Source organism: Microbacterium sp., assembly GCF_031178445.1.
Classification (GTDB): domain Bacteria; phylum Actinomycetota; class Actinomycetes; order Actinomycetales; family Microbacteriaceae; genus Microbacterium.
Map to the genome: position 1 here is coordinate 42340 of NZ_JAPSIY010000006.1, position 22460 is coordinate 64799.

Here is a 22460-nt window from a genome sequence, read left to right on the forward strand (position 1 = left end):
GCGCGCATATCGCCCGTGTATGGAAATAGGCATACGGTGCTGCAACACGCGCCCGCGTTGGCTGGATTTCATGCACTCGACATCCGCCCGTACGCGTGACCGCCGCCTGGCCGCCGTGGTCGCCACCGTCATCACCGCTCTGGTCGCCCTCGTCTTCGCCGCACTGCAGGCGCTGAGCGCCGTGTCGGCCGTCACACCGGGGGAGGGCCCGCAAGGTGCCGAGTCCGCCGATGTCGCCGCGGACGGCCGCATCGACGGTGCGGACGGATACATCACGTCCGGGCAGCCGCTCTCAGTCTTCGACGATGCACCGGCGGTGGCGAACCTCGACCCTCAGCTGCTCGAGGCGCTGAGAGCCGCCGCGACGGATGCCGCGCAGCAGGGCGTCGAATTCGAGGTGAACGGCGGTTGGCGCTCCGCCGAGCTGCAGCAGAAACTGCTGAGCGACGCCGAGGCGAAGTACGGCTCCGCCGCCGAGGCGGCGCGCTGGGTCGCGACGCCCGAGGCGTCGGAGCATGTCACAGGGGATGCGGTCGATGTCGGCCCGTGGAAGGCGCTCGACTGGCTGGTCGCCCACGGCGCGCAGTACGGCCTGTGCCAGATCTACGGCAACGAGGCATGGCACTACGAGTTCCGCGCCGATGCGCCGAGCATCGGATGCCCTGCCATGTACCGGGATCCGACCGAGCGGACCCGCTGACCATCTGCCATCATTGGTGCGCGCCCGGCTGCCGCCCAGTCGCGTGCGCGCCCGGCCGCCCGCCCAGCCGTGCGGCGGGCGGGCGACGAGGCGACACGGCAAGCTCGAAGGAGAGCGCAATGGCATCATCCGCTGACGCGGCCGATCCGTCCGCCTCGTCGCGCCGCCTGATCACGTGGCGGCCGGTGACGGAGTCCGACTTCGGGCTGCTCGCCGACTGGCTCTCCCGCCCGCATGTGCATCGCTACTGGCACCACGACTTCTCACCCGAGGGCGTGACCCGCGATTTCGGGCCAGGCACCCGCGGTGAGGAACCGGGGGAGGATCTGCTTGTCTCCATCGACGGCCGGCCGATCGCGCTTGTCCAGCGGTCGCTCATCGCCGACTACGCCGAGGACTTCGCGGATCTCAGCCGCATCGTCGACGTGCCGCCCGGGGCGCTGACGATCGACTACCTCGTCGCTGACGCGGCCAGGATCGGCCGCGGGCTCGGCACCACGATCATCCGCGCCGTCGTCGCCGACTCGTGGCGCACCTACCCGGAATCGCCCGCGATCATCGTGGCCGTCGTGGCAGGCAACATCGCGTCATGGCGTGCGCTGGAGAAGGCCGGCTTCCGGCGTGTGGGTGAGGGCGACATGGAGCCGGACAACCCGGTCGACCCTCCCTTGCACGTCGTCTACCGGCTCGACCGGCCGGTGAGCCTGAGCCCTTCGCCGACCTGACGCACCCCGCCCGGGGAGGTCTCGACATCGGGTCGCGATCGGCGGATGCTGGACGCATGACAGCTTTCACGGTGGACGGAGCCTATAGCGGCTTCAGCGTCGACGACATCGATGCGGCACGCGAGTTCTACGGAACCACGCTCGGCCTCGACGTCGAGACCAACCAGATGGGATTCCTCGACCTGCGGCTCCCCAGCGGTGCGTCGATCCTGGTCTACTCCAAACCGAACCATGAACCGGCGAGTTTCACGATCCTGAACTTCCCGGTCGATGACATCGACGCGGCCGTGGACGACCTGATCTCGCGCGGCGTGCACACCAAGATCTACGATGACGCCGACTTCCCCTCAGACGAGCGGGGCATCGTGCGGGGCACCGGCGGGCCGGATATCGCCTGGTTCCGCGACCCGGCCGGCAATGTGCTCGCCGTGATGCAGGCCTGAACCGGCTCGGAGCCGGTTCACATCGCTCACGGCGACGACGGCCTCGCCCGCCTCGTCGGATGCCGCGAGATCGACGAGGGCCGAGATGCCCCAGTCATGGTCGCCGGCGGGGTCGTCGATGATCTGGCGCACGGTCCACTGGGTCGCGCCCTCGTCGATGAGCAGCAGTGTCGAACTGCGCGCGTCGGCTCCGGTGAGGATCTCGTCGTGCTCGGCGAAATAGGCGTCCAGCGCCGCATCCCACCGTTCCCGGCCGAAGTCGGGGTCGAGGGTCGCCAGCGCCTCCACGTCCTCGCGGGCGGCGAGCTGCACCCGGCGGAACATCTCGTTGCGCACGAGGATGCGGAACGCGCGCGCGTTGGCGGTGAGTCGCTTGGGCGCGGGCGGCACGACCGGTTCGTCGTCGTGCGCGATCGGATGCCCCGCCACGAGCTCCTCCCACTCATCGAGCAGGCTCGAGTCCACCTGGCGCACGAGTTCCCCGAGCCACTCGATGAGATCGCGCAGCTCCTCGGTTTTGAGGTGCTCGGGAATCGTCTGCGACGCCGCGCGATACGCATCGGAGAGGTAGCGCAGCACGACCCCCTCGGATCGGGCGGTCTTGTAGAAGGCGACATATTCCCCGAACGACATGGCCCGTTCGTACATGTCGCGCACCACGGATTTCGGGTGCAGCTCGAAGTCGCGAATCCAGGGCTGCGCGGCGCTGAACGTCTCGAACGCGGCCGAAAGCAGCTCTTCGAGGGGCTTCGGGTAGGTGATCTGCTCGAGCAGCTCCATACGTTCGTCGTACTCGATCCCCTCGGCCTTCATCGCCGCGACGGCCTCGCCACGGGCGACGAACTCCTGCTGCGAGAGGATCGCCCTCGGGTCGTCGAGCGTGGCCTCGACGATGGAGATCATGTCGAGCGCGTACGAGCCTGTTCCCGCAGTGGCGGCGGAGTCGGGGTCGAGCAGCTCGAAGGCCGCCAGCGCGAAGGGGGAGAGCGGCTGGTTGAGCGCGAAGTTCGGCTGCAGGTCGACGGTCAGCCGCGCGGAGCCGTCGCCGGTGCGTTCCACGACCCCGGACTCCAGCAGGGTGCGATAGATGCCCAGTGCGCGCAGCGCCAGCATCCGCTGCCGCGGTCTCGTCTCGTGATTGTCGTATACCAGTGCGCGCATATTCGCGAAGACGTCGCCGCCGCGCCCGATCACGTTGAGCATCATCGCGCTCGTGATCTGCATGTGCGGAGCCAGTGTCTCGGGCTCGGAGTCGATGAGCTTGCGGAACGACGGCTCACCCCAGGACACGAATCCGTCCGGGGCCTTCTTGCGGACGATCTTGCGCTTCTTCTTCGGGTCGTCGCCGGCCTTGCGGATCGCCGTGAGGTTCTCGCTCTCGTGCTCGGGTGCCTGCACCACCACGGTGCCGGCGGTATCGAATCCTGCGCGACCGGCGCGGCCTGCGATCTGATGGAACTCGCGAGCGTTCAGCTGGCGCATCCGCTGGCCGTCGAACTTGGTGAGCGCCGTGAGCAGCACGGTTCGGATGGGCACGTTGATCCCGACGCCAAGAGTGTCGGTGCCGCAGATCACGCGCAGCAGACCGCGCTGGGCGAGCTGTTCGACCAGGCGCCGGTACTTCGGCAACATCCCCGCGTGGTGAACGCCGATGCCGAGCCGCAGCAGCCGCGACAACGTCTTGCCGAACGCTGTGGTGAAGCGGAACCCGCCGATCAGCTCGGCGATCGCATCCCGCTGCTCGCGCGTGGCCACCTTCGCGCTCGCCAGGGCCTGCGCACGTTCCATGGCGGCCGACTGAGAGAAGTGCACGATGTAGACCGGCGCCTGCCCGGTCGAAAGCAGCTCCTCGATGGTCTCGTGGATCGGCGTCGTCTCGTAGTAGAAGTGCAGGGGCACCGGGCGCTCGACGCCCGTCACCACCGCGGTCTCGCGGCCGGTGCGGCGGGTGAGGTCGCCGGACAGCTCGGTGACGTCGCCGAGGGTCGCCGACATGAGCACGAATTGCGCCTGGGGCAGGGTGAGCAGCGGCACCTGCCAGGCCCAGCCGCGATCGGGGTCGCCGTAGAAGTGGAACTCGTCCATCACGACTTGCCCGACGTCGGCGTCCGTGCCCTGGCGCAGCGCGAGGTTGGCGAGGATCTCCGCCGTGCAGCACACGATCGGCGCGTCGGCGTTGACCGCGGAGTCGCCGGTGACCATGCCGACGTTCGCGGCGCCGAAGACGTCGACCAGCGCGAAGAACTTCTCGCTCACCAGCGCCTTGATCGGGGCCGTGTAGTACGTGCGGCGGCCGTCCGCAAGGGCGGCGAAGTGCGCCGCGATCGCGACCAGCGACTTGCCGGTTCCTGTCGGGGTGCTGAGGACGAGGTTCTGCCCCGAGAAGATCTCGATGACCGCCTCGTCCTGCGCGGGATACAGCGTGATGCCGGTGGACTCGACCCACTCCACGAACGCCGTGTACACGGCGTCCGCATCGGCGCCGCGGACGGAAGAGGGATCGAGAGACATGATCCCTCGATCCTTTCACCTCGAGCGCCTGCTCCCGACGCGCGTCGCGCCTCAGAGCGTGAGCCCCTCGAGCCGCTGTTGGTCGGCGAGCACGTGCAATCCGACGATGCGGCCGTCGACGATGTCGAACGACATGAGCGAGACGACCCGGTCGCCGAACGTGGCTGCCACGCCGGGACGCCCGTCGATGAACACCGGCGTCGAATGCGCGGCGAGTCTCGCCGACAGCACGGCCTGCGCCGCGATCTCGGAAGCCCCGGAGAGACCTTGAGTGCTCGAACCGTAATCGGCGTGCAGCATCGCATCCTCATCCAGGAGCCCCAGCAGGGCGTCCAGGTCGCCCTGTTGCGCGGCGAGAAGCCAGGCGTCGACGAGTCTGCGTTCACGCCGTCGATCGCCTCTGTCCGGTGCGGATGCCGAGCGCAGGCGACGCCGCGCGCGTGAGGCCAACTGGCGGGCAGCCTCGGGCGACCTGCCGAGGGCGTCGGCCACCTCGTCGAACGGCTGACCGAACACGTCATGCAGCACGAATGCGATCCGTTCGGCGGGTGTCAGGGCATCGAGCAGAACGAGCAGCGCGACATTGACCTGGTCGGTTTTGGCCACGGCATCCGCGGGATCGGCGGCCGCGTCGACCGGCTCATCGCGCCACGGCTCCACGTGCCACGCGCGCTCGCGGGTCGTGCGTGGTGCGCGCAGCATGTCCAGGCAGATCCGGGATACGACCGTGGTGCACCACGCGTCGAAGTTCTCGAGAGCCGTCGCGTCGGTTTTGGCGACGCGCAGCCATGTCTCCTGTACGGCATCGTCCGCGTCCGCGCTGGATCCGAGCATCCGTGCGGCGATCGCCTTCAGTCGCGGACGGGCGCTCTCGAACCGCTGCGCGATCTCTTCGACTTTCATGTCACATCTCCTGTTCGTCGATCGTCATGATCTCGACGGGCGCCCGGACCGGAACGTGACAGACCGGGGCCAAGACGAAAGGACGACGACTCATGAACACTCCCATTCTGGTCACCGGGGGCACCGGAACCATCGGCCGACACGTGGTGCGGATGCTGCGCGAAGCGAACCGCGATGTGCGCGTGCTGACGCGCCACCCCCGCGAATCTGCCGAGGGACTCCAGCACGTGGCAGGCGACACGGTCAAGGGCATCGGGCTGGCGGCTGCGCTTGCCGGCGTCGAGACCGTGCTGCACCTCGCCGGCGGCGCGAAGGGTGATGACATCGCCGCTCGCCACCTGGTGGACGCCGCGAAGCAAGCGGGCGTGCGGCACCTCGTGCTCGTCTCGGTCATCGGCGCCGATCGCATGCCCATCGGCTATTTCCGTATGAAGGCGGCCGCCGAGAACGCGTTCGAGGGCAGCGGCATCCCGTTCACGATCCTGCGCGTCGCTCAGCTGCACGACTTCGTGCTGCCCATCGTGAGATCGATGGCGCGGATGCCGCTGGCACCTGCCCCGCGCGGCCTGCGGTTCGAGCCGGTCGGTGTCGTCGAGGTCGCCAGGCGGCTCACCGACATCGCCCTGGACGCGCCCGCCGGGCACGTGGCGGATCTCGCGGGCCCTGAGGTGCTCGACATCGCCGACCTGATCGCCACCTTCAACGAGTCGCAGGGTCGGCGGCGCAGGCTCCTGCGGTTCGGTCTGCCCGGAGCGATCGGTCGCGCCTACCGCTCAGGCGACAACCTCGCCGGCCGCGAGGCCGTGCGCGGCGATGAGACCTGGCGGCATTTCCTCGCCGCGCGCGAGCGTGACAGCGCGCTCACCGCATGAGCGTGGCGCGCCGGCGAGGAGACACTCGGCGCTGCCGCATCCGTTCGCAGAGGATCTCTCGCGCTGGGGCGTGCGGATGCGGTCAGACCTCGTCGCGCAGCTCGCTGTGAATGCGTCGCAGGTCCTCCATGAGGGACCCGACCAGGATCCAGTGATCGGACTCGGGCGGGCGCACGACCAGCGGCGCGGTGAGCGCAGGGATCGCCGAGGTCGTCGCGTCGGGCTCCGGCGCGGCACCCGCCGCCTGCACGGCGAGACGAACGTCGTGGCCCGCCCGGCGCAGCTGCTCAGCGATCGCCCGCACCGTCGGATCGTCGGCGAGGGAGCCCTCGTAGTGGTCGAAGTACGCCCTGGTCATGCCGATCACCTGCGTGACCACGGGTGAGAGGCGATCGAACAGGGCCCGCAGTTCGACCAGGTCGTCTCGGTGACGTGACCGACGCGGGTTGAGCGCAAGAGAATCCTCCCCGGCCTCGAGAGCCGCCTCGGCGGCATCCTTCATCGGCCGCAGCAGCCGCACCTGCAGCATCAGCTCCTGCAGCTGTGCGGGATCCCGGGTCGACGGCAGCGCGTCGGCGAGGCGGTCGAGCGAGGCGGCGACCTCGCGCCCCAGCATCCCGAGGTCGCGGCGGGCCGGCGCGCTGAGCACCGGCGGCACGATCGCGACGTTCACGACGAAGCCGATGGCCGCGCCGATCAGCGTCTCGAGGATGCGATCGACGGCGTAGTCGGGGCTCGACGATCCCAGCGCCAGAACCAGCACGGCCGAGATCGCCACCTGGTTGCCGGTGCCGGGTGAGGCGCGCAGCGCCCAGGCGATCAGCATCGCGATGACGACGGCGGCCAGCACCACCCAGCTCTGCGCGCCGAGCACCAGACTCAGCAGTACCGCGATCACGACGCCGGCGATCACGCCGATGCTGCGCTCCAGGGCCTTCGACAGCGACTGGTTGACACTCGGCTGCACCACCAGGAGCGCGGCGATCGCCGCAAACACCGGCAGCGGACCGGGGATCAGCCACCCCGCGATCAGCCAGGCCGCGATTGTGGCCGCAGCCGACTTCAGCACCTGCAGCAGCGGGGCGCGGCGTGCGGCACGGATCGCGGCGGGGATGCGCATGCGTCAACGCTAGTCCGGTGCCGCAGCGGCTTCACTCGGTGTGCAGGAGATCGCCGCGGATGCAGGATCCATATCCGGCAATCCGTCCTGCATACCGGGTGATCTCCGGCAGATCGTGCGCGGCCCGCGCGCTCGGGGCGCTGGACGGCCGTCTTCGCACGCACCCGTGCGGCTACGCGCCGGCGTCGGCCAGTCGTGCTTCGATGAGGGCGTGGAGAAGGGTACCGAGGGGCGGTTGCGCGAGCAGAAGCGGATGCTCTGGGCGACCGCGATCTGCTTCGCGACAGGCGCGCTCGCCGGAACCACCGTGCTCTGGGGTGCCGCCCGTCCGTTCAGCGGCGACGGCTCGGTGATCATCCCGGTGGCCCTGATCGCCGGGCTCATCGCCGCCGGCGCGTTCGTCGTCAGCACGCGTATCCACCGTGCGGGCGAGACCGCGCCGATGCCCCGGTGGCAGGCGCTGGTCTCCGACATCAGCACCGTTGCCGTGACGATGGCCCTCGCCGCCGTCACCGGCGTCGGCGTGCTGCTCGCCGGCGAAGTACTGGCCACCGGCCTGCGGGGACTCGAACTGCCCGCCGTCGGCGGCGGCGTCTTCACCGGGGTGGCGTCGGCGTTCGGGGGCAGACTGGCGTTTCGCGCCGGCATCCGGCTGCGCACCGGCGATCTGGCCGGCCTGCTGTTCGCCTTCCTCGTGATCGGCACGCTGTTCGCGATGATCACCGCGCGCGACCCGGCGTGGTGGGAACGCAGCTTCTCGCAGCTGGGCATCGGCGCCGGCGGCTGGGCCTTCAACGGGACGGTGGTCGTCGCGGGAGTGCTCATCGCGACGTGCGGCTCGTACCTCGGGCGCGACCTGCACCGGATGCTGGGCGACAGCGCCCTGCGTGGAATCGCCGTGGTGGTGCTCACCTGGGTCGGCGCCGGGATCGCGCTCGCCGCGGTCGGCCTGCTGCCCATCGACCGGGTGCCAGTGCCGCATGCCGTCGCCGCGTTCACGGCCCTCGGGCTGATCCTCGCGGCCACCGTCGTCACGACGGCGCTGATGGGGCAGCTGGGGATGCTGCGGGTGCTCACGATCGCACTGGTCGTGCTCGTCGTGGCCGCGGTCGTGCTCACGTTCGGCGCGCGCCTGCTTTCGGTCGCCGCTCTCGAGGGCGTCGTGGTCGGCCTGGTGCTGCTCTGGCTCTCGACGCTGGTGCAGCTGCTCGCGATCCTCGCCCCGGACGCATCCCGTCCCTCGGCGCGCCGTTCGCTCCTGCGCTGAGACGCGCTACGCCGAACCGCGCTCCCCGCCGCCGGAGGTGGGTGTCAGCCTTCGCGGCGCCGCACCATCTCGGCGATCCAGGCCGGCGCGAACGGCGACGTGCAGTTGGGCGGCGTCGGGTAGTCGGCCAGCACCTGCAGCCGCTCGCCGATCTCCAGTGCTCGGGTGCGACGCGCCGGGTCGTGGATGCCGATGTGCGCCAGCGTCTCGTTCATCGCCCACTGCTCACGCGCCGGCGCATCCCTGAGTTCGCGCTCGATCCGGTCGAGCAGGGCGTCGAGGTCGAGGCTCTCCGGCTCCTTGACGACCCGCGCGGTGGTCAGCGACCATGCCGCGGCGCGAGCATCCGGGTCAGCGTCATCGAACCAGCGCTCGCGGAGCCCGCCCGCGAGCGGGGACTTCTTGGCGATGTAGTTCACGAGCCAGTCGTGCGCCTTGGCGCTGCGCGTGCTGCGCAGCATCCGGTCGATCTCTTCGGCCGACAGTTCGCGGGGCTTCGCGACGAGAAGCCCGAGCAGCTGGCCGGCCACGTCGTCGCTCTCCCAGAGCTCTCTGGCCAGGTCGGTCGACAGCCCGATCCTCTTCGCCAGGGCGCGCATCTGCGAGAGATTCACTCCGTGCGCGTCGCCGTGCCGTTCGTTGACGGCGCGGGCCTTGGGGTCCTCGAGCGCGGCGAGCTGAGCGAGCGCCTCAGCGACGGTGGTCGACGGCATGCCCCCAGGGTACGCGGTCGGCCGGCGCGCGAGATGGCCTGGCGTGATGCGCCGCGGGTTGACATCATCGGTCGCAGGCGGTGGCCGTCACCGCAGGGAGGGATGACGATGTCCGACCAGATCTTCGTTTACGTCGCACTCGGGCTGTACTTCGCGGCGATGCTTCTCATCGGCTATCTGGCCTATCGGCGTACGACCGACCACGAGGACTACATGCTGGGCGGGCGCAACCTACCGCCGTGGGTCGCGGCTCTCAGCGCCGGCGCATCCGACATGTCGGGCTGGCTCGTGATGGGCCTGCCCGGAGCCATCTACCTCTCCGGACTCATCGAGGCCTGGATCGCCGTCGGTCTCACCATCGGCGCGTATCTGAACTGGCTCCTGGTCGCGCCTCGACTGCGTGCCTACACCGAGGTCTCGCGCAACTCGATCACCGTGCCGAGCTTCTTCGAGAACCGGCTGCGTGATTCGAGCCGGATGCTCCGGGTGCTCGCGGGCCTCGTCGTCCTGGTGTTCTTCACCCTCTACATCTCGTCGGGCATGGTCGCGGGCGGCAAGTTCTTCGAGAGCTCCTTCAACGGCGACTACCTCACCGGAATGCTGCTGGTCGGCGGCATCACGCTGCTGTACACCCTGTTCGGCGGGTTCCTCGGAGCATCCCTCACCGATGTGGTGCAGGGCCTGATGATGGTCGTCGCGCTGATCGTGGTGCCCATCTTCGCCGTGATCGCGATCGGCGACCTCGGCGAGACCGGTCGGCTGATCTCCGAGAACGCCGGCCCTGCGCACCTGTCGTTCCTCGGCGGAACGGCCGTGACCGGCGGTACGATCCTCGCGATCGTCTCGTCGCTCGCGTGGGGGCTCGGCTACTTCGGTCAGCCGCACATCATCGTGCGGTTCATGGCGTTGCGCTCTCCGCAGGAGGCGAAGAGCGCCCGCCGGATCGGCATCTCCTGGATGGTCGTCTCGATGTTCGGGGCGATCATCTCCGGCATCGTCGGCATCGCCTACGTCGCGGCCAAGGGCATCGACCTCGGTGATCCAGAGACGGTCGTGCTGATCATGTCGACGACGCTGCTGCATCCGTTCGTCGCCGGCATCGTGCTCGCCGCCGTGCTCGCGGCCATCATGAGCACGATCTCCAGCCAGCTGATCGTGTGCTCGTCGGCGCTGGTGGAAGACCTCTACCGGGTGTTCCGTCGGACGCCGCCTTCGCAGAGGCGACTTGTGCTGATGGGACGGATCGCGGTGCTCGTCGTCGCTGTCATCGCGATCGTGCTGGCCATCACCCCGAACGACACGATCCTCGGTCTGGTGTCGTTCGCATGGGCTGGCTTCGGCGCCGCGTTCGGTCCTGTCATCCTGCTCAGCCTGTTCTGGCGGAAGCTCACGAACTGGGGCGCACTGGCGGGGATGTTCGTCGGCGCGGTGACCGTGTTCGTGTGGAAGGCACTGGACACCGGACTGTACGAGCTGCTCCCCGCGTTCGTGCTCGCGATGATCACAGCGGTCGTGGTGAGCCTCGCCACCTATCGGCACAACGCCGAGATACAGCAGGAGTTCACCGATACCGGCACCATGCTCGCCGTGCCGCGTCCGCACGCGGTGGGCGATACGCCGTGAGTCGCTGAGGTCGTCTGCGGGTCAGCCGCATACCGCCTCGGCATCAGCCCAGTCCGCACGATCCCACCACTCAGCCTGGCCGGCCGGTGAGCCGGCGGCGTTGGGGTCGACGACCAGTGTGAGCATCTGCGCCCCCGTTACGTCGACCGACACGTGCGCCGAGAGGCCCTTCGTCATCGCGCCGCTGTCATAACGCAGCTCGCCGTCTGCGAGCACACGGAAGATCACGTTGGGACTCGCGCCCGCCTTGTTCATGATGTCGTCGATGCCGACCGTCGCGGTGAACCGCGAGCACTGTCCGCCGAGGTGGAAGGAGATCGTTGTGGGCGAATTGACGCCGAGTCCCTTCTCGTACTGCACACCTGCGATGCGGATGGGCTGGCCATCGCCGGCCGCGGCTTCTCCGATCTCCGTGTCACGCTCGACCGGGCCGTACGACGGATTGATGTCGATCGCGGCGAACGGCAGGTCGGAGAGGAAGTGCGTTCCGGCCGACGGAGGCGCGGGCAGCTCGCGCGCCGTGGCCAGGTGCGCGGCCTGCGCTCGTTCTGCCAGCGCGATGATGTCGCCGTCCGGATCCGTCAGGAACCCGGAGCGATCGGTGGACGTTGTGAACTCGGCTCCCACCGCATACCAGTCGATTCGCGCGGGCGCTCTGCCGGTATCGAACGACGTCTGGATGCTGTCGAAGAAGCGCATCCAACGATCCTTGTAATAGGTTCCGACGAGCCCCTGCCACTCGCGGTTCGCGTAGTCGTTCAAGCCCGCGCTCCCTGCGTTGCGGTCGCCCCAGGTGGTGACGATCGACCGAGCGTCGAACTCGAGCCGGTCGGCCTCGGAAGAGTCTGCGGCGGCCGCGCGAGCGTCGGCGATCCAGCGGCCCAGAAGCATCTGCGGCTGTGTGCCCGCTATGGCGTCGAGCAGATCGATGTTCGCCAGCCATTTCGCGCTGAGTGCGGTGAAGGCAGCGCGGTCGCGCATACCGTACGCCTCCTGCAGTTGCGGAAGCAGCAGCCTCGAGGTGTTCGACGTCACCTGCCTGGCGACGTCCATGAGGTCGTAGCGATAGGCGGCATTGGCGCCGGCGGTCGGTGCGGCGGCGAGCAGATGTTCCAGCGCTTCGGCGAAGCGCTGCGGGTCATAGGAGAAGGAGCCCGGTGACCAGGTCGCGGCACGTGACGCGCTCAGCGACGGCGTCGCCCCGAACAGCCCGTCGTGCGCCTCGCTGTAGGAGTCGTTGTCGGGCAGCGTGTACGCGGTCTCGGCGAGGATGCGCCAGGCGGCCTTGAGTTCGGCGTCCACGACACCGTAGCGACGCTCGGTCCACGCGTCGAACCATGTATCGATGTCGACCGGGCCCTCCCGCCAGGCCAGGCCTGCGAAGAAGTCGAGCGCGACCGGGTTGTTCAACCCGCCCTCCGGCATGGCGGCGATGCCGTCGACGCGACTGCCGTCCTTGTCGAGCCACTCGTAGTACCGCTCGTTCCAGGTGGTGAGTTCGGCGCCCATCGTCGTATGACCGCCGAAGTTCCAGATCGTGCCGAAGGCGTACGGCACGCCGCTCCACTGCCGCTCCAGGTCGGATCGACCGTCGTAGCGGTCCGAAAGGCCGTCGACGATGAAGGTCGTGGCCGGGTCGACCGCGGCCGCGACGTCGGCAGGCGGATTGTTCTGCCACCCGAGCAGCACCCACGTCGCCCCGGGATGCGCTGTCTGCAGAGCGGCCTCGATGGCCCGAGTGGCCGCGGGGACATCCACCGACCCGCGTCGGCCGCCCTCGTGAAGCACATCCATCTTGTACGCGCCGGAGGCTCCGAGGAGACGCTCGGACGTCTGATAGAACTCAGAGGCGATCCGGGCGAACGCGTCGGAGTTGGGATCGAGCCAACCCGGGCGCCGGAAGCCGACCCAATCGCCCTGCGGCTCGACGCGGGCATCGGGGTTGCGCTCGGCGAAATCGGTCGGCACTGTGCCGAAGTATCCGGGCAGCACCGGCGTCATTCCCAGCTCTCGAAGGCGGTCGGCGATCTTCCTGCCGAGCTTCGCGCGTGCGTCGAGGAGCGACTCGCTGGTCCCGGCCGGATATCCCGACATGTTCTGCAGGAGCCACCATGGCTGGTGCGAGGGCAGCGGGATCCATGCCCTCGCCTCCTCGTCTGTGTACCCGAACTCCTGCAGCACCTCGGCGTAGACGGCCTCCGATCCCACGGGCATGAACACCTCGTTGAATCCCAGGGCGGCGAGTTCGTCGATCTCGCGCTGCCACTGTTCCCAAGTCCGGTAGGCGCCCGTATAGCCGTCTTCCGTGTCGTTCCCGTAGAAGCGATGCGAGACGTTCGAGGTCGCGCGGATAGGCTGCTGCGGAAGTGGCAGCCGCGCAGCGGAGTCGATGTTGCGTGCGTTCCACGAGATCGACTGGCCGACGGTCCCGAGATAGGCGTTGGTGGCCGTGATCGCGGTGGCGGGATCTGTGGCGGCTATGCGCACGTGGTTGCGCTTGGATGTCACCTCGTAACGGTCGACGTCGCCGGTCCGCGGCATCGTCACCAGGTCGAACGCATCAGCGTTGTCACCGAGGATGCGCTCCAGTGCGGCGCGGGCGGGCTCGAGGGATTCATCGGTCTGCGCCGGGACCCGCAGGTTCGCATACCGGACGCGTTCGTCGTCGGCGTTCGCCGCGGACGTGGCTCCGAAGGTCGCCAGCGCGACGGCGGCGACGGATGCGGTCAGCGCGAGCAGTGCTCTGCGCGGCGTTGGAGACATCTTCGTCCTTTCGCCCGGTTACCCGGTGTTTGCGTTCCCATAGTCTGGCGGCGATCCAGATACCGCGCAAGAGTCGTGAAATCAATCGGATCTAAAGAGCTCGTCGTCGAGAAGCGTAACGTCGACCTGATCTCTTGTTTCCGCAAACATTCTCTGAGATCATCGTCAGCGAGGTCGCCGATTCGAAGGAGAACAGGGTGAAGACAACGCAGAGACGCTGGACGGGGGTGGGTCTGGCGTGCGCGGTTGTGGCTGCCGGCCTCTCGGCCTTCAGCGCGAGCCCCGCACTGGCCGTGGACGAGGGCGAGGTGGTACTTCGAACCGGCGTGCTCGAGGTGCACGCCGCCACCGGGTTCCCGCAGGTCGTGTCGTACATCGACCGCGCCAGTGGCGCCGCGATGCGCGGCAACGACACCGTTCTCACGGCGGTCGAGATCAACGGCACGTCACAGCCGGTCGACGTCTCGCACAGTGAGATCGATTCGAGCACCGTCGAGTACGTGCTGACACCCACCGCCCTCGACGACGTGCGGCTCACTGCGAGGCTCAGCGTGAAGAAGAACATCGTCACGCTGGCCTTCACCGACATCCACGACCCGGCACAGCAGGTCAAGACCCTGCGCATCCCGGGTCAGAACCTGGTCACGGTGTCGTCGGCCGATGAGGGATCAGCCGTCGCCGCCGCCAACCTCTCGGTCGACCGGGCGGTCTCGGGAGACACGTTCATCCCCGTCACCGCCGCGACGCCGCTGGACGCGAAGCCGGTCTCGTCGAACACGATCATCGCGAACACCGGGCGGCTCGCCGCCGCCTTCACCACCAATGCGCTCTACGACTCCTCGTCGGGGCCCGCGAACAAGGACTCCGGCAACTTCTGGCGTCAGGCGGTGAAGGACGGCGACGAGGTCGAGATCGGCATCTCGAGCGGACAGTGGCTGCACCGCGCCGCGGAATCGACCGACACCGAGGACCTGCCCTGGGTCAAGGTGGCCATCACACCTGACGCCAACGCCGACGACATCGTCGATTGGCAGGACGGGGCGATCGCCCTGCGTGACCTGCGCGTCGCTCCGTACAAGGGCGATCAGACGCCGGACAACGTCATCACCCACATCCCGTTCAACTTCGCCTCACAGGCCACCCACCCCTTCCTGCGCACGCTCGACGACGTGAAGCGCATCGCGCAGAACACCGACGGTCTGGGCCAGGTCGCAATGCTCAAGGGCTACACGAGCGAAGGCCACGACTCGGCCAACACCGACTACGGTGACAACTTCAACGAGCGCGCCGGCGGCCTCGATGAGCTCAACGCCGCGCTCGAGGCCGGTGAGAAATGGAACGCCTCGTTCGGCGTGCACATCAACGCCACGGAGATCTACCCGGAGGCGAACTCGTTCAGCGACGAGATCATGAATCCCAAGGCGCCGGGGTGGAACTGGCTCGACCAGTCGTACTACATCGACCAGCGCTACGACCGGCTCTCGGGCCAGCTCGACGAGCGCGTCGGCGAGCTCGCCGACGCCACCCACGACAACCTCGACTTCGTCTACGTCGACGTCTACTACGAATACGGCTGGCTCGCCAAGACCCTGCAGGACTCGCTGATCGACCACGGCTTCCGCATCGGATCGGAGTGGGCCGACAAGCTGTCGGCCAACAACACGTGGTCCCACTGGGCCAACGATGAGAAGTACGGCGGCTCGACGAACAAGGGCGTCAACTCCAAGATCCTGCGGTTCGTGAACAACACCCAGGCCGACGTCTGGAACCCCGACCCCCGTCTGGGCACCAGCCACATCGTCGAGTTCGAGGGCTGGACCGGGCAGAACGACTTCAACGCCTTCCTCAAGAACGTGTGGGAGGCGAACGTCCCCGCAAAGTTCCTGCAGCACCACGAGATCACCCGTTGGACCGATGAGGCGATCGTCTTCGAGGACGGTGTGCGCGCCACCGGAACCACTGCGGCGAACCGTTCGATAACGGTCGACGGCGCCGAGGTCCTGCGCGGGGGAAGCTACCTGCTGCCGTGGTCTTCGAAGGAGGGCGGCAAGGTCGACAAGCTCTACCACTACAACCCGGCGGGCGGTTCCACGACCTGGACGCTCACCGAGCCGTTCGCAGACGCTGCGTCTGTACAGCTGTTCTCTCTCGGAGACGGCGGGCGCACGAAGGTCGCCGACGTTCCCGTCTTCGACGGTGCCGTGACGATCGACGCCAAGGCGGGGCAGCCGTACGTGCTGGTCGCCGGCAAGAAGGCGGATGCCGCCAGTGTCCTGCCGAAGAAGGTCCGCTTCGGCCAGGGCACCCCGGTGGTCGACCCGGGTTTCAACCTGACCGATCTCGATGCCTGGAACCCGGCCGGCGAGGTCTCGATCGAGCGCGACTCCCGCGGGCGCCGCTCCGCTCTGTTCGGTGCCGGTGAGGCGTCCCTGCACCAGCGACTGCGCGAGCTCGCCGCAGGCGAGTACACCGCCAGTGCCTGGGTCGGCGTCGACAAGGACAAAACCCGGCCCACGACGCTCAGCGTCGACGTGCCGGGTGGCGCCGATGCCGAGGTTGCGATCGACTCCTCCAACGCCGTGAACTACATGGCATCTGATGAATGGCATGGCACCACCCTGCAGCGCCTGCGGGTGCACTTCACTGTGCCCGCCGACGGCGCCCGCCCGACACTGAAGATCACCGCGGGTGACGGCGACGCCGCCGTGCGCGTCGACGATGTGCGCATCGTGAGGGCCGCGGCCCCTGAACTCGGGGACGGCGTGATCGCCCGCGAGGACTTCGAGGACGTGGATGCCGGATGGGGCCCGTTCATCAAGGGCAACGCCGGAGGCACCACCGACCCGCGCACCCACATCGCCAAGCGCAACGACTACACGCAGAAGGGCTGGAACGGCCGCAAGATCGACAACATCCTCAACGGCGAATGGTCGCTCATGGCGCACCAGGAGAACTCCGGGCTGGTCTACCGCACGAGCGAGTACACCGTGCCCTTCGAACCCGGCCACCGCTACCGGGTGTCGTTCGACCATCAGTCGACCGCAGCGGGACAGTATGCGTGGGTCACCGGATACGACTCCAGCACCGGACCCCGGGTGACCCAGCGCGCGCCGTTCGGTGCCGTGCACGAGACCACGCGCTTCGAGCAGATCGTCGAGGCGAGCTACTGCGGCGACACCTTCGTCGGTCTCGAGCGCATCGCCGGCGGTGCGGCCGACCTGATCCTGGATGACTTCCTCGTCGAGGACCTCGGAGAATCCGACGCTGTGCCGGCGTGCGCGCAGCTGAGCGGCAAGCTCACCGGCGATGTGATCCAGCAGGGCACACCGAGTACGTACACCACGACGTTCGTGTCGGACGAGCCTGCACCGATCTCCGACGTCACGGTCTCGCTGAGCCTTCCCGAGGGCTGGACGGCCGAGGCCGTCACCGCGGCGACGGCAGCGACGCTCGCGTCGAAGGGAACGCTGGTCACGCAGTGGCGCATCGTCGCTCCGGCCGAGGCCGATGGCACCTATGACATCAAGGCGTCGGCGACGTACACGACCACGGCCGAGCCCATCGGCACCCGCTCCGTGCAGAACGTGACCCAGGTGAAGACACTGCCGAAGCCGCCGACAAGCACCGTGTTCGCGAGCGATCACGACTGGGTCAGCGCGACGAACGGCTGGGGACCGGTGGAGCGCGACATGTCCAACGGTCCGCAGGGCGCAGGTGACGGCACCGCGCTGACGCTGAACGGCCAGGTGTTCGACAAGGGGATCGGTGCGCACGCGCCCAGCAACGTGAAGTACTTCCTGGGTGGGAAGTGCACCGCGTTCACTGCAAGCGTCGGCATCGATGATGCACAGCCCAGCCGTGGATCGGTGGTCTTCTCGGTGAAGGTCGACGGACGCACCGTCGTCACCTCGCCGCTCATGAAGCCCACCAGCCAGACGTTCGCCCTGACGGCCGACGTCACCGGCGGCCAGTTCGTCGAGCTGATCGCCGGCGACGGCGGCGACGGCAACGGAAACGACCACGCCGACTGGGCAGACGCGAAGTTCACGTGCGGCGACGGGACCACCACCCCGGGCGGCCCCACCGCGCCGAAGGGCACTGTGTACGTCAGCGACCTGCCCTTCCTCAGCGAGGCGAACGGCTGGGGTCCGGTCGAGCGCGACATGTCGAACGGTGAGGACGCCGCCGGCGACGGCTCGCCCCTCACCATCGGCGGCGTGACGTTCGAGAAGGGTCTCGGCACGCACGCCGACTCGTCGGTGAAGGTGTTCCTGGGCGGGCAGTGCTCGACCCTGACCGCCACGGTCGGGCTCGACGACTCGAAGGATGAGAAGGGCGAGGGAGATGTGATCTTCCGGGTGATCGGCGACGGCGACGTGCTGCACGACACCGGGTCGATCACGTGGGACGACCCTGGCACTCCGATCTCCGTCGACGTCTCAGGCGTCGAGGTCCTGGAGCTCGCAGTCGACACCAACGGCGTGAACTACCGCGACCACGCGAACTGGGCCGACGCGAAGCTCGCCTGCGCGCCGTAAGGCGGCAGGGATGAGAGGGCGGATGCTGCACTGCGGCATCCGCCCTCTCCGTCCGCCGCTGATCGGGAGGCGCTTCTCAGCGTGAGAGCGGCGGCGCGGTCGACGCGCGGATCACGAGGTCGGGATGCAGATCCGAGACGCTCTCGTCCGGGTCTCGACCCTCGATGTGGGCGATCAGTCGCAGCGCAGCGGCGCGACCCATGTCCTCGAAGGGCTGTCGCACCGTGGTGAGCGCGGGCGAGGCGAACGCGGCCAGTGCGATGTCGTCGACACTGACCACGGAGACGTCCTCCGGCACACGGCGACCGGCTTCATGCAGCGCTCGGATGAGACCGAACGCCATCTCGTCGCTGGAGACGAAGACCGCCGTCGCATCGGGGATCGCAGCGATGGTGCGTCCGGCCCTGTACCCCGACTCCGGCGTCCAATCGCCCGGGATCACAGGCGGCGGCACGATGCCCCGTGCGCGAAGCGTCTCCTCCCACGCCTCCCGGCGCCGATGGCCCTCGACCCAGTACTCGTCTCCGGACACATGCCAGACGGTCGGATGCCCGAGATCGAGCAGATGCTCGACGGCCAGCCGGCCGATCGCGTGCTGATCGACGATGAGCGGCGCATCCGGCTGCATCGACGCGCGTTCGCTGCGCGTGGAAGGGGTTCGATCGGTGCGGGCTCTCATCGCCGGGGTGTCGAGTTCGACCGGGACTCCGAGGACGATCCCCTCGGCGCCCTGCCGTTCGAGCCGGTCGAACGCCTCGAGGAATGCGGCCGTCGATGCGTGATCGGCGACGGCGGCGGTCGTCACGGTGTACCCGTTAGCCGCCGCGGCCTTCTCGACTCCGGCTCCGAGCGCGGCGGACGAATAGCGGTCGGTGGAGACGACGATCATGCCGAGGATGCGGGTCCGTCCGGATGCCAGCGAGGCCGCGGCGGCGTGGATGCGGTACCCGAGCGCCTCGACGGCGGCCTGCACCTTGCGCGCCGTGTCGGGGCGCACGTTCGGGTGGCCTGACAGCACGCGCGAGACCGTCTGGGTGCTGACTCCGGCGGCCAGCGCCACGTCCATCTGATTGGGCGCGCGGTCTGGGCCGGGACGACGTGGTGACATGCGGCCATGGTAGCGGTCCATCGCCGCGAATCCGGCGGAATCAGCGCCTCCGTGTACGGTAATGTGAACGCAAACATCTAGCATCCTGGAGCTGTATGCCCACCTCATCCTCCCCGTCACTCACCTGGCGCGACGGGCGGATCCTCCGTGACGGCGAGCCGCATCGCGTCCTCTCGGGCGCCGTGCACTACTTCCGCATCCATCCCGACCAGTGGGAGGATCGTCTGCGTCGCCTCGCCGCGATGGGGGCGAACACGGTCGACACCTACGTGGCCTGGAACTTCCACGAGCGAACCGAGGGAGAGTTCGACTTCACGGGCTGGAAGGACCTCGCGCGGTTCGTGCGCATCGCCGGTGAGATCGGACTCGACGTCTTCGTGCGCCCGAGCCCCTACATCTGCGCGGAATGGTCCAACGGCGGCATCCCGTTCTGGCTCTCGGGTCGCACCCGCGCCCTGCGAACCAGCGATCCCGTCTTCACGAACGCGGTGGACGCCTGGTACGACGCGCTCATCCCGCAGCTCGAGCCTCTGCAGGCCGTGCACGGCGGGCCGATCCGGCTCATCCAGGTCGAGAACGAGTACGGCTCGTACGGCAGCGACGCCGCGTACCTCGCGCATCTGCGCGAGGGGCTGCGTTCCCGCGGCATGGTCGAGATGCTCACCACCGCCGACGGCACCACGGGTGACATGGTCGAGCACGGCAGCATCCCCGGGACGATGGGCACCTTCACGTTCGGCACCGGCGTGCCACTCGCCGTCGAGCTGCGCCGTGACGATCACCACCTCATGTGCAGTGAGCTGTGGGGCGGCTGGTTCGACCACTGGGGCGAGCGGCACCACGTGCGCTCGGCCGCCAGCATGATCGCGACGGTGCACGAGCTGCTCGACGCCGGCGGCTCGGTGAGCCTCTACATGGCGCACGGAGGCACCAACTTCGGGCTGTGGAACGGGGCCAATCATGACGGCACGCTGCTGCAGCCCACCGTCACCAGTTACGACTCTGATGCTCCGATCGGCGAGGACGGAACGCTGAACGACAAGTTCCACGCGCTGCGCGCCGCCTTCGCGCCGTTCCACGACGGCGACCTGCCGCCTGTTCCGGATGCTCCTCGGCGCCAGCCGGCGGCATCCGCTCCGCTCGTGCCCACCGCCTCGCTGTTGGACGTGGTGCGGGCGGTGCCGGTGGCGGCGACCGCACCGCAGCCGCTCAGCTATGAGCAGCTGGGCGCCGAGGACGGCCTCGTCTCCTACGAGGCGCAGATCTCGTTCCCGGCCGAGGCGACGCTGCAGCTGCTCGAGCTGCGCGACCGTGCCACCGTCTTCCTCGACGACGTGCGGCTCGGCACGATCGAGCACGACGGCGAGCCCACACTGCCGCTCCCCTCCGCGGGCGGTGCGGGCCGGCTCACGATCGTGACCGAGAGCCTCGGACGCATCAACTACGGTGCTCTGACCGGCGAGCACAAGGGGATCCTGCGCGGCGTCCTCATCGGCCGCCGTCTCGTGCACGGGTGGGACCACCGGATGCTCCCGCGCGATGCCGTGCCCGTCGTGGGATCCGGCGGGGGCGCCGTCGAGGGTCTGGCGACGGCATCCTTCGACATCGAAGAGCCCGCTGACGCTTGGCTCGCCTTCCCCGGCGGTGCGAAGGGCATGGTGTGGCTGAACGGATTCCTGCTCGGGCGATACTGGGAGCGCGGGCCGCAGGTCACCCTGTACGCGCCCGAGCCGCTGTGGCGGGCCGGTGTCAACGAGATCGCGATCCTCGACACCGACCGTCTCGGCTCGACCGTCGAGATCCGCGAGGAACCCGACTTCGGCGAGGTGGAGGAATTCATCGGGTCATGAATGACGTGCTCCGACCATCGGCGGCGCAACTGGCCTGGCAGCGCGCCGGCCTCGGCGTGTTCTTCCATTTCGGCCTCAACACATTCGCGGGCGTCGAATGGAGCGATGGGACGCTCTCTCCTGAGGTCTTCGATCCGACCGACTTCGACGCCGACCAGTGGGTCGAGGTGGCGGCCGGCCTCGGCGCCGCCTATGTGGTGCTCACCGCCAAGCATCACGACGGGTTCTGCCTGTGGCCGACGAAGACCACCGACTACTCCGTGGCCTCGTCACCGTGGCGTGACGGCCGGGGTGATGTCGTGGCGGAGGTCGCGGCTGCCTGCAGGCGAAGGAGGGTCGGATTCGGCGTCTACCTGTCGCCCTGGGACAGGTATGCGCCGGAGTACGCGGATGCCGACGCCTACGACGCCGTCTACGCCGCGCAGCTCACCGAGCTGATGACCGGATACGGCGACCTGACCGAGGTGTGGTTCGACGGCGCCGGATCCGACGGGCGCGTCTACGACTGGCCGCGATACATGCGCATCGTGCAGCAGCATCAGCCCGACGCCATGATCTTCAACATGGGTGCGCCCACGATCCGCTGGGTCGGCAACGAGGACGGGCTGGCCGCCGATCCCGTCGAGTACGTCACGGATGCGCTCGCGCTGAACCAATACGTGACGGGCGCCGATGCGCTTGCGGAGCGCATCTATGCTCCACCGGAGTGCGACGTCTCCATCCGGCGGGGGTGGTTCTGGCACCCGGACGACGAGCCGAAGAGCGTCGCGCACCTGATGGCGATCCATCTGCAGTCGATCGGCATGGGGGCTGGGCTGCTGCTGAACCTCCCTCCCGACACCTCGGGGCGAATCGACCCTCGCGACGCGGAGCGGGTCCGCGAGCTGAGGGCCGAACTCGATCGGCGCTTCAGTGCACCCGTTCGGGCGGATGTCGAGGAACGCTCACCCGGCCAGTGGGCGGTCCGGCTGCCGGCCGAGGTCGAGGTGGGCCAGATCGAGCTGCGTGAAGCGCTGGAGCACGGTCAGCGGATCACCAGGCACACGATCGAGGTCGACGAGCGGGCGATCGTCGAGGCGAAGACCGTCGGCGTGCGCCGCATCCATACGATCGACCCGATCGCGCTGTCTTCGTTCCGGGTCGCGATCGACGAAGGCGCGCAGCTGGATGCCGTGATCGTGTACCCCGCGAACCCGGATCTGGTGCGCCCTGAGCTCCCTGAGGGTTACGAGGCCTCGACGGATCCGCCCGACCCGGTGACCGGCCTCGTGAGTCACTGATCATCGCGCGCATCTGAGGCGGCAGAGTCTGCAAGATAGGGAAT

The 22460-nt window shown here is 68.5% G+C and carries 15 protein-coding genes; 9 read left to right on the top strand and 6 right to left on the bottom strand.

Features of this window, described 5'->3' with window-relative positions; genetic code table 11:
• The first annotated feature begins 70 nt into the window (after positions 1 to 70).
• The 3 genes from RIN43_RS10080 to RIN43_RS10090 all read left to right on the top strand — a co-directional run bounded on the left by RIN43_RS10080 (position 71) and on the right by RIN43_RS10090 (position 1868).
• Complete coding sequence (locus RIN43_RS10080; protein ID WP_309128787.1) at positions 71 to 700, top strand: M15 family metallopeptidase; 630 nt, start codon at positions 71 to 73, stop codon at positions 698 to 700.
• 119 nt (positions 701 to 819) lie between these two features.
• The gene (locus RIN43_RS10085) at positions 820 to 1425 is read left to right on the top strand and encodes a GNAT family N-acetyltransferase (RefSeq protein ID WP_309128788.1); all 606 of its coding nucleotides are present in this window, start codon (positions 820 to 822) and stop codon (positions 1423 to 1425) included.
• A gap of 56 nt (positions 1426 to 1481) precedes the next feature.
• The gene (locus RIN43_RS10090) at positions 1482 to 1868 is read left to right on the top strand and encodes a VOC family protein (RefSeq protein WP_309128789.1); all 387 of its coding nucleotides are present in this window, start codon (positions 1482 to 1484) and stop codon (positions 1866 to 1868) included.
• Here the strand turns inward: RIN43_RS10090 and RIN43_RS10095 are convergent.
• Both RIN43_RS10095 and RIN43_RS10100 read right to left on the bottom strand, forming a co-directional pair.
• The gene (locus tag RIN43_RS10095) at positions 1773 to 4379 is read right to left on the bottom strand and encodes a DUF3516 domain-containing protein (RefSeq protein WP_309128790.1); all 2607 of its coding nucleotides are present in this window, start codon (positions 4377 to 4379) and stop codon (positions 1773 to 1775) included. The two genes, RIN43_RS10090 and RIN43_RS10095, sit on opposite strands and share 96 nt — an antisense overlap.
• Positions 4380 to 4430: 51 nt before the next feature.
• On the bottom strand, positions 4431 to 5282 hold the full coding sequence (locus tag RIN43_RS10100) for a sigma-70 family RNA polymerase sigma factor (RefSeq protein WP_309128791.1): 852 nt from the start codon (positions 5280 to 5282) through the stop codon (positions 4431 to 4433).
• A 92-nt stretch (positions 5283 to 5374) separates the two neighbouring features.
• Here RIN43_RS10100 and RIN43_RS10105 point away from each other — a divergent pair, with 92 nt between their 5' ends.
• Positions 5375 to 6154 (top strand): NAD(P)H-binding protein, encoded by a 780-nt coding sequence (locus RIN43_RS10105; protein WP_309128792.1) that lies wholly within the window; start codon positions 5375 to 5377, stop codon positions 6152 to 6154.
• Positions 6155 to 6236: 82 nt separating this feature from the next.
• On the opposite strand, the gene RIN43_RS10110 is transcribed toward RIN43_RS10105, so the two are convergent.
• Positions 6237 to 7274, bottom strand: coding sequence for an FUSC family protein (locus RIN43_RS10110; RefSeq protein ID WP_309128793.1), 1038 nt, complete (start codon positions 7272 to 7274; stop codon positions 6237 to 6239).
• A 211-nt stretch (positions 7275 to 7485) separates the two neighbouring features.
• Here RIN43_RS10110 and RIN43_RS10115 point away from each other — a divergent pair, with 211 nt between their 5' ends.
• Complete coding sequence (locus RIN43_RS10115; protein WP_309128794.1) at positions 7486 to 8541, top strand: DUF998 domain-containing protein; 1056 nt, start codon at positions 7486 to 7488, stop codon at positions 8539 to 8541.
• A 44-nt stretch (positions 8542 to 8585) separates the two neighbouring features.
• Here the strand turns inward: RIN43_RS10115 and RIN43_RS10120 are convergent, their stop codons facing one another.
• Positions 8586 to 9254, bottom strand: a complete 669-nt coding sequence (locus tag RIN43_RS10120) for a DNA alkylation repair protein (RefSeq protein WP_309128795.1) — start codon at positions 9252 to 9254, stop codon at positions 8586 to 8588.
• A 108-nt stretch (positions 9255 to 9362) separates the two neighbouring features.
• Here RIN43_RS10120 and putP point away from each other — a divergent pair, with 108 nt between their 5' ends.
• A complete protein-coding gene (gene putP / locus RIN43_RS10125) occupies positions 9363 to 10877 on the top strand; it encodes a sodium/proline symporter PutP (protein ID WP_309128796.1) in 1515 nt (504 codons plus the stop codon).
• Positions 10878 to 10898: 21 nt separating this feature from the next.
• Here the strand turns inward: putP and RIN43_RS10130 are convergent, their stop codons facing one another.
• Positions 10899 to 13640, bottom strand: coding sequence for an alpha-N-acetylglucosaminidase TIM-barrel domain-containing protein (locus RIN43_RS10130; protein ID WP_309128797.1), 2742 nt, complete (start codon positions 13638 to 13640; stop codon positions 10899 to 10901).
• Between the two features lie 197 nt (positions 13641 to 13837).
• On the opposite strand from RIN43_RS10130, the gene RIN43_RS10135 reads away from it, so the two are divergent.
• Positions 13838 to 18178, top strand: a complete 4341-nt coding sequence (locus tag RIN43_RS10135; RefSeq protein WP_309128798.1) for an endo-alpha-N-acetylgalactosaminidase family protein — start codon at positions 13838 to 13840, stop codon at positions 18176 to 18178.
• Between the two features lie 76 nt (positions 18179 to 18254).
• Here RIN43_RS10135 and RIN43_RS10140 read toward each other — a convergent pair whose 3' ends face one another.
• Entirely contained in the window at positions 18255 to 19286 is a 1032-nt protein-coding gene (locus RIN43_RS10140) for a LacI family DNA-binding transcriptional regulator (RefSeq protein WP_309128799.1), read from the bottom strand.
• Positions 19287 to 19381: 95 nt separating this feature from the next.
• On the opposite strand from RIN43_RS10140, the gene RIN43_RS10145 reads away from it, so the two are divergent.
• Both RIN43_RS10145 and RIN43_RS10150 read left to right on the top strand, forming a co-directional pair.
• Positions 19382 to 21136, top strand: a complete 1755-nt coding sequence (locus tag RIN43_RS10145) for a beta-galactosidase (RefSeq protein WP_309128800.1) — start codon at positions 19382 to 19384, stop codon at positions 21134 to 21136.
• Positions 21133 to 22416: an alpha-L-fucosidase gene (locus tag RIN43_RS10150; protein WP_309128801.1), complete on the top strand. Its 1284-nt coding sequence runs from the start codon at positions 21133 to 21135 to the stop codon at positions 22414 to 22416. Before RIN43_RS10145 ends, RIN43_RS10150 begins: the two co-directional genes overlap by 4 nt.
• Positions 22417 to 22460 lie beyond the last annotated feature (44 nt).

Bases quoted from the DNA above. Each gene is read 5' to 3' on its own strand.
- RIN43_RS10150 (WP_309128801.1), top strand. From the start codon at position 21,133: ATGAATGACGTGCTCCGACCATCGGCGGCGCAACTGGCCTGGCAGCGC.
- RIN43_RS10120 (WP_309128795.1), bottom strand. From the start codon at position 9,254: ATGCCGTCGACCACCGTCGCTGAGGCGCTCGCTCAGCTCGCCGCGCTC.
- RIN43_RS10110 (WP_309128793.1), bottom strand. From the start codon at position 7,274: ATGCGCATCCCCGCCGCGATCCGTGCCGCACGCCGCGCCCCGCTGCTG.
- RIN43_RS10145 (WP_309128800.1), top strand. From the start codon at position 19,382: ATGCCCACCTCATCCTCCCCGTCACTCACCTGGCGCGACGGGCGGATC.
- RIN43_RS10100 (WP_309128791.1), bottom strand. From the start codon at position 5,282: ATGAAAGTCGAAGAGATCGCGCAGCGGTTCGAGAGCGCCCGTCCGCGA.
- RIN43_RS10085 (WP_309128788.1), top strand. From the start codon at position 820: ATGGCATCATCCGCTGACGCGGCCGATCCGTCCGCCTCGTCGCGCCGC.
- RIN43_RS10090 (WP_309128789.1), top strand. From the start codon at position 1,482: ATGACAGCTTTCACGGTGGACGGAGCCTATAGCGGCTTCAGCGTCGAC.
- putP (WP_309128796.1), top strand. From the start codon at position 9,363: ATGTCCGACCAGATCTTCGTTTACGTCGCACTCGGGCTGTACTTCGCG.
- RIN43_RS10130 (WP_309128797.1), bottom strand. From the start codon at position 13,640: ATGTCTCCAACGCCGCGCAGAGCACTGCTCGCGCTGACCGCATCCGTC.
- RIN43_RS10095 (WP_309128790.1), bottom strand. From the start codon at position 4,379: ATGTCTCTCGATCCCTCTTCCGTCCGCGGCGCCGATGCGGACGCCGTG.
- RIN43_RS10080 (WP_309128787.1), top strand. From the start codon at position 71: ATGCACTCGACATCCGCCCGTACGCGTGACCGCCGCCTGGCCGCCGTG.
- RIN43_RS10140 (WP_309128799.1), bottom strand. From the start codon at position 19,286: ATGTCACCACGTCGTCCCGGCCCAGACCGCGCGCCCAATCAGATGGAC.
- RIN43_RS10105 (WP_309128792.1), top strand. From the start codon at position 5,375: ATGAACACTCCCATTCTGGTCACCGGGGGCACCGGAACCATCGGCCGA.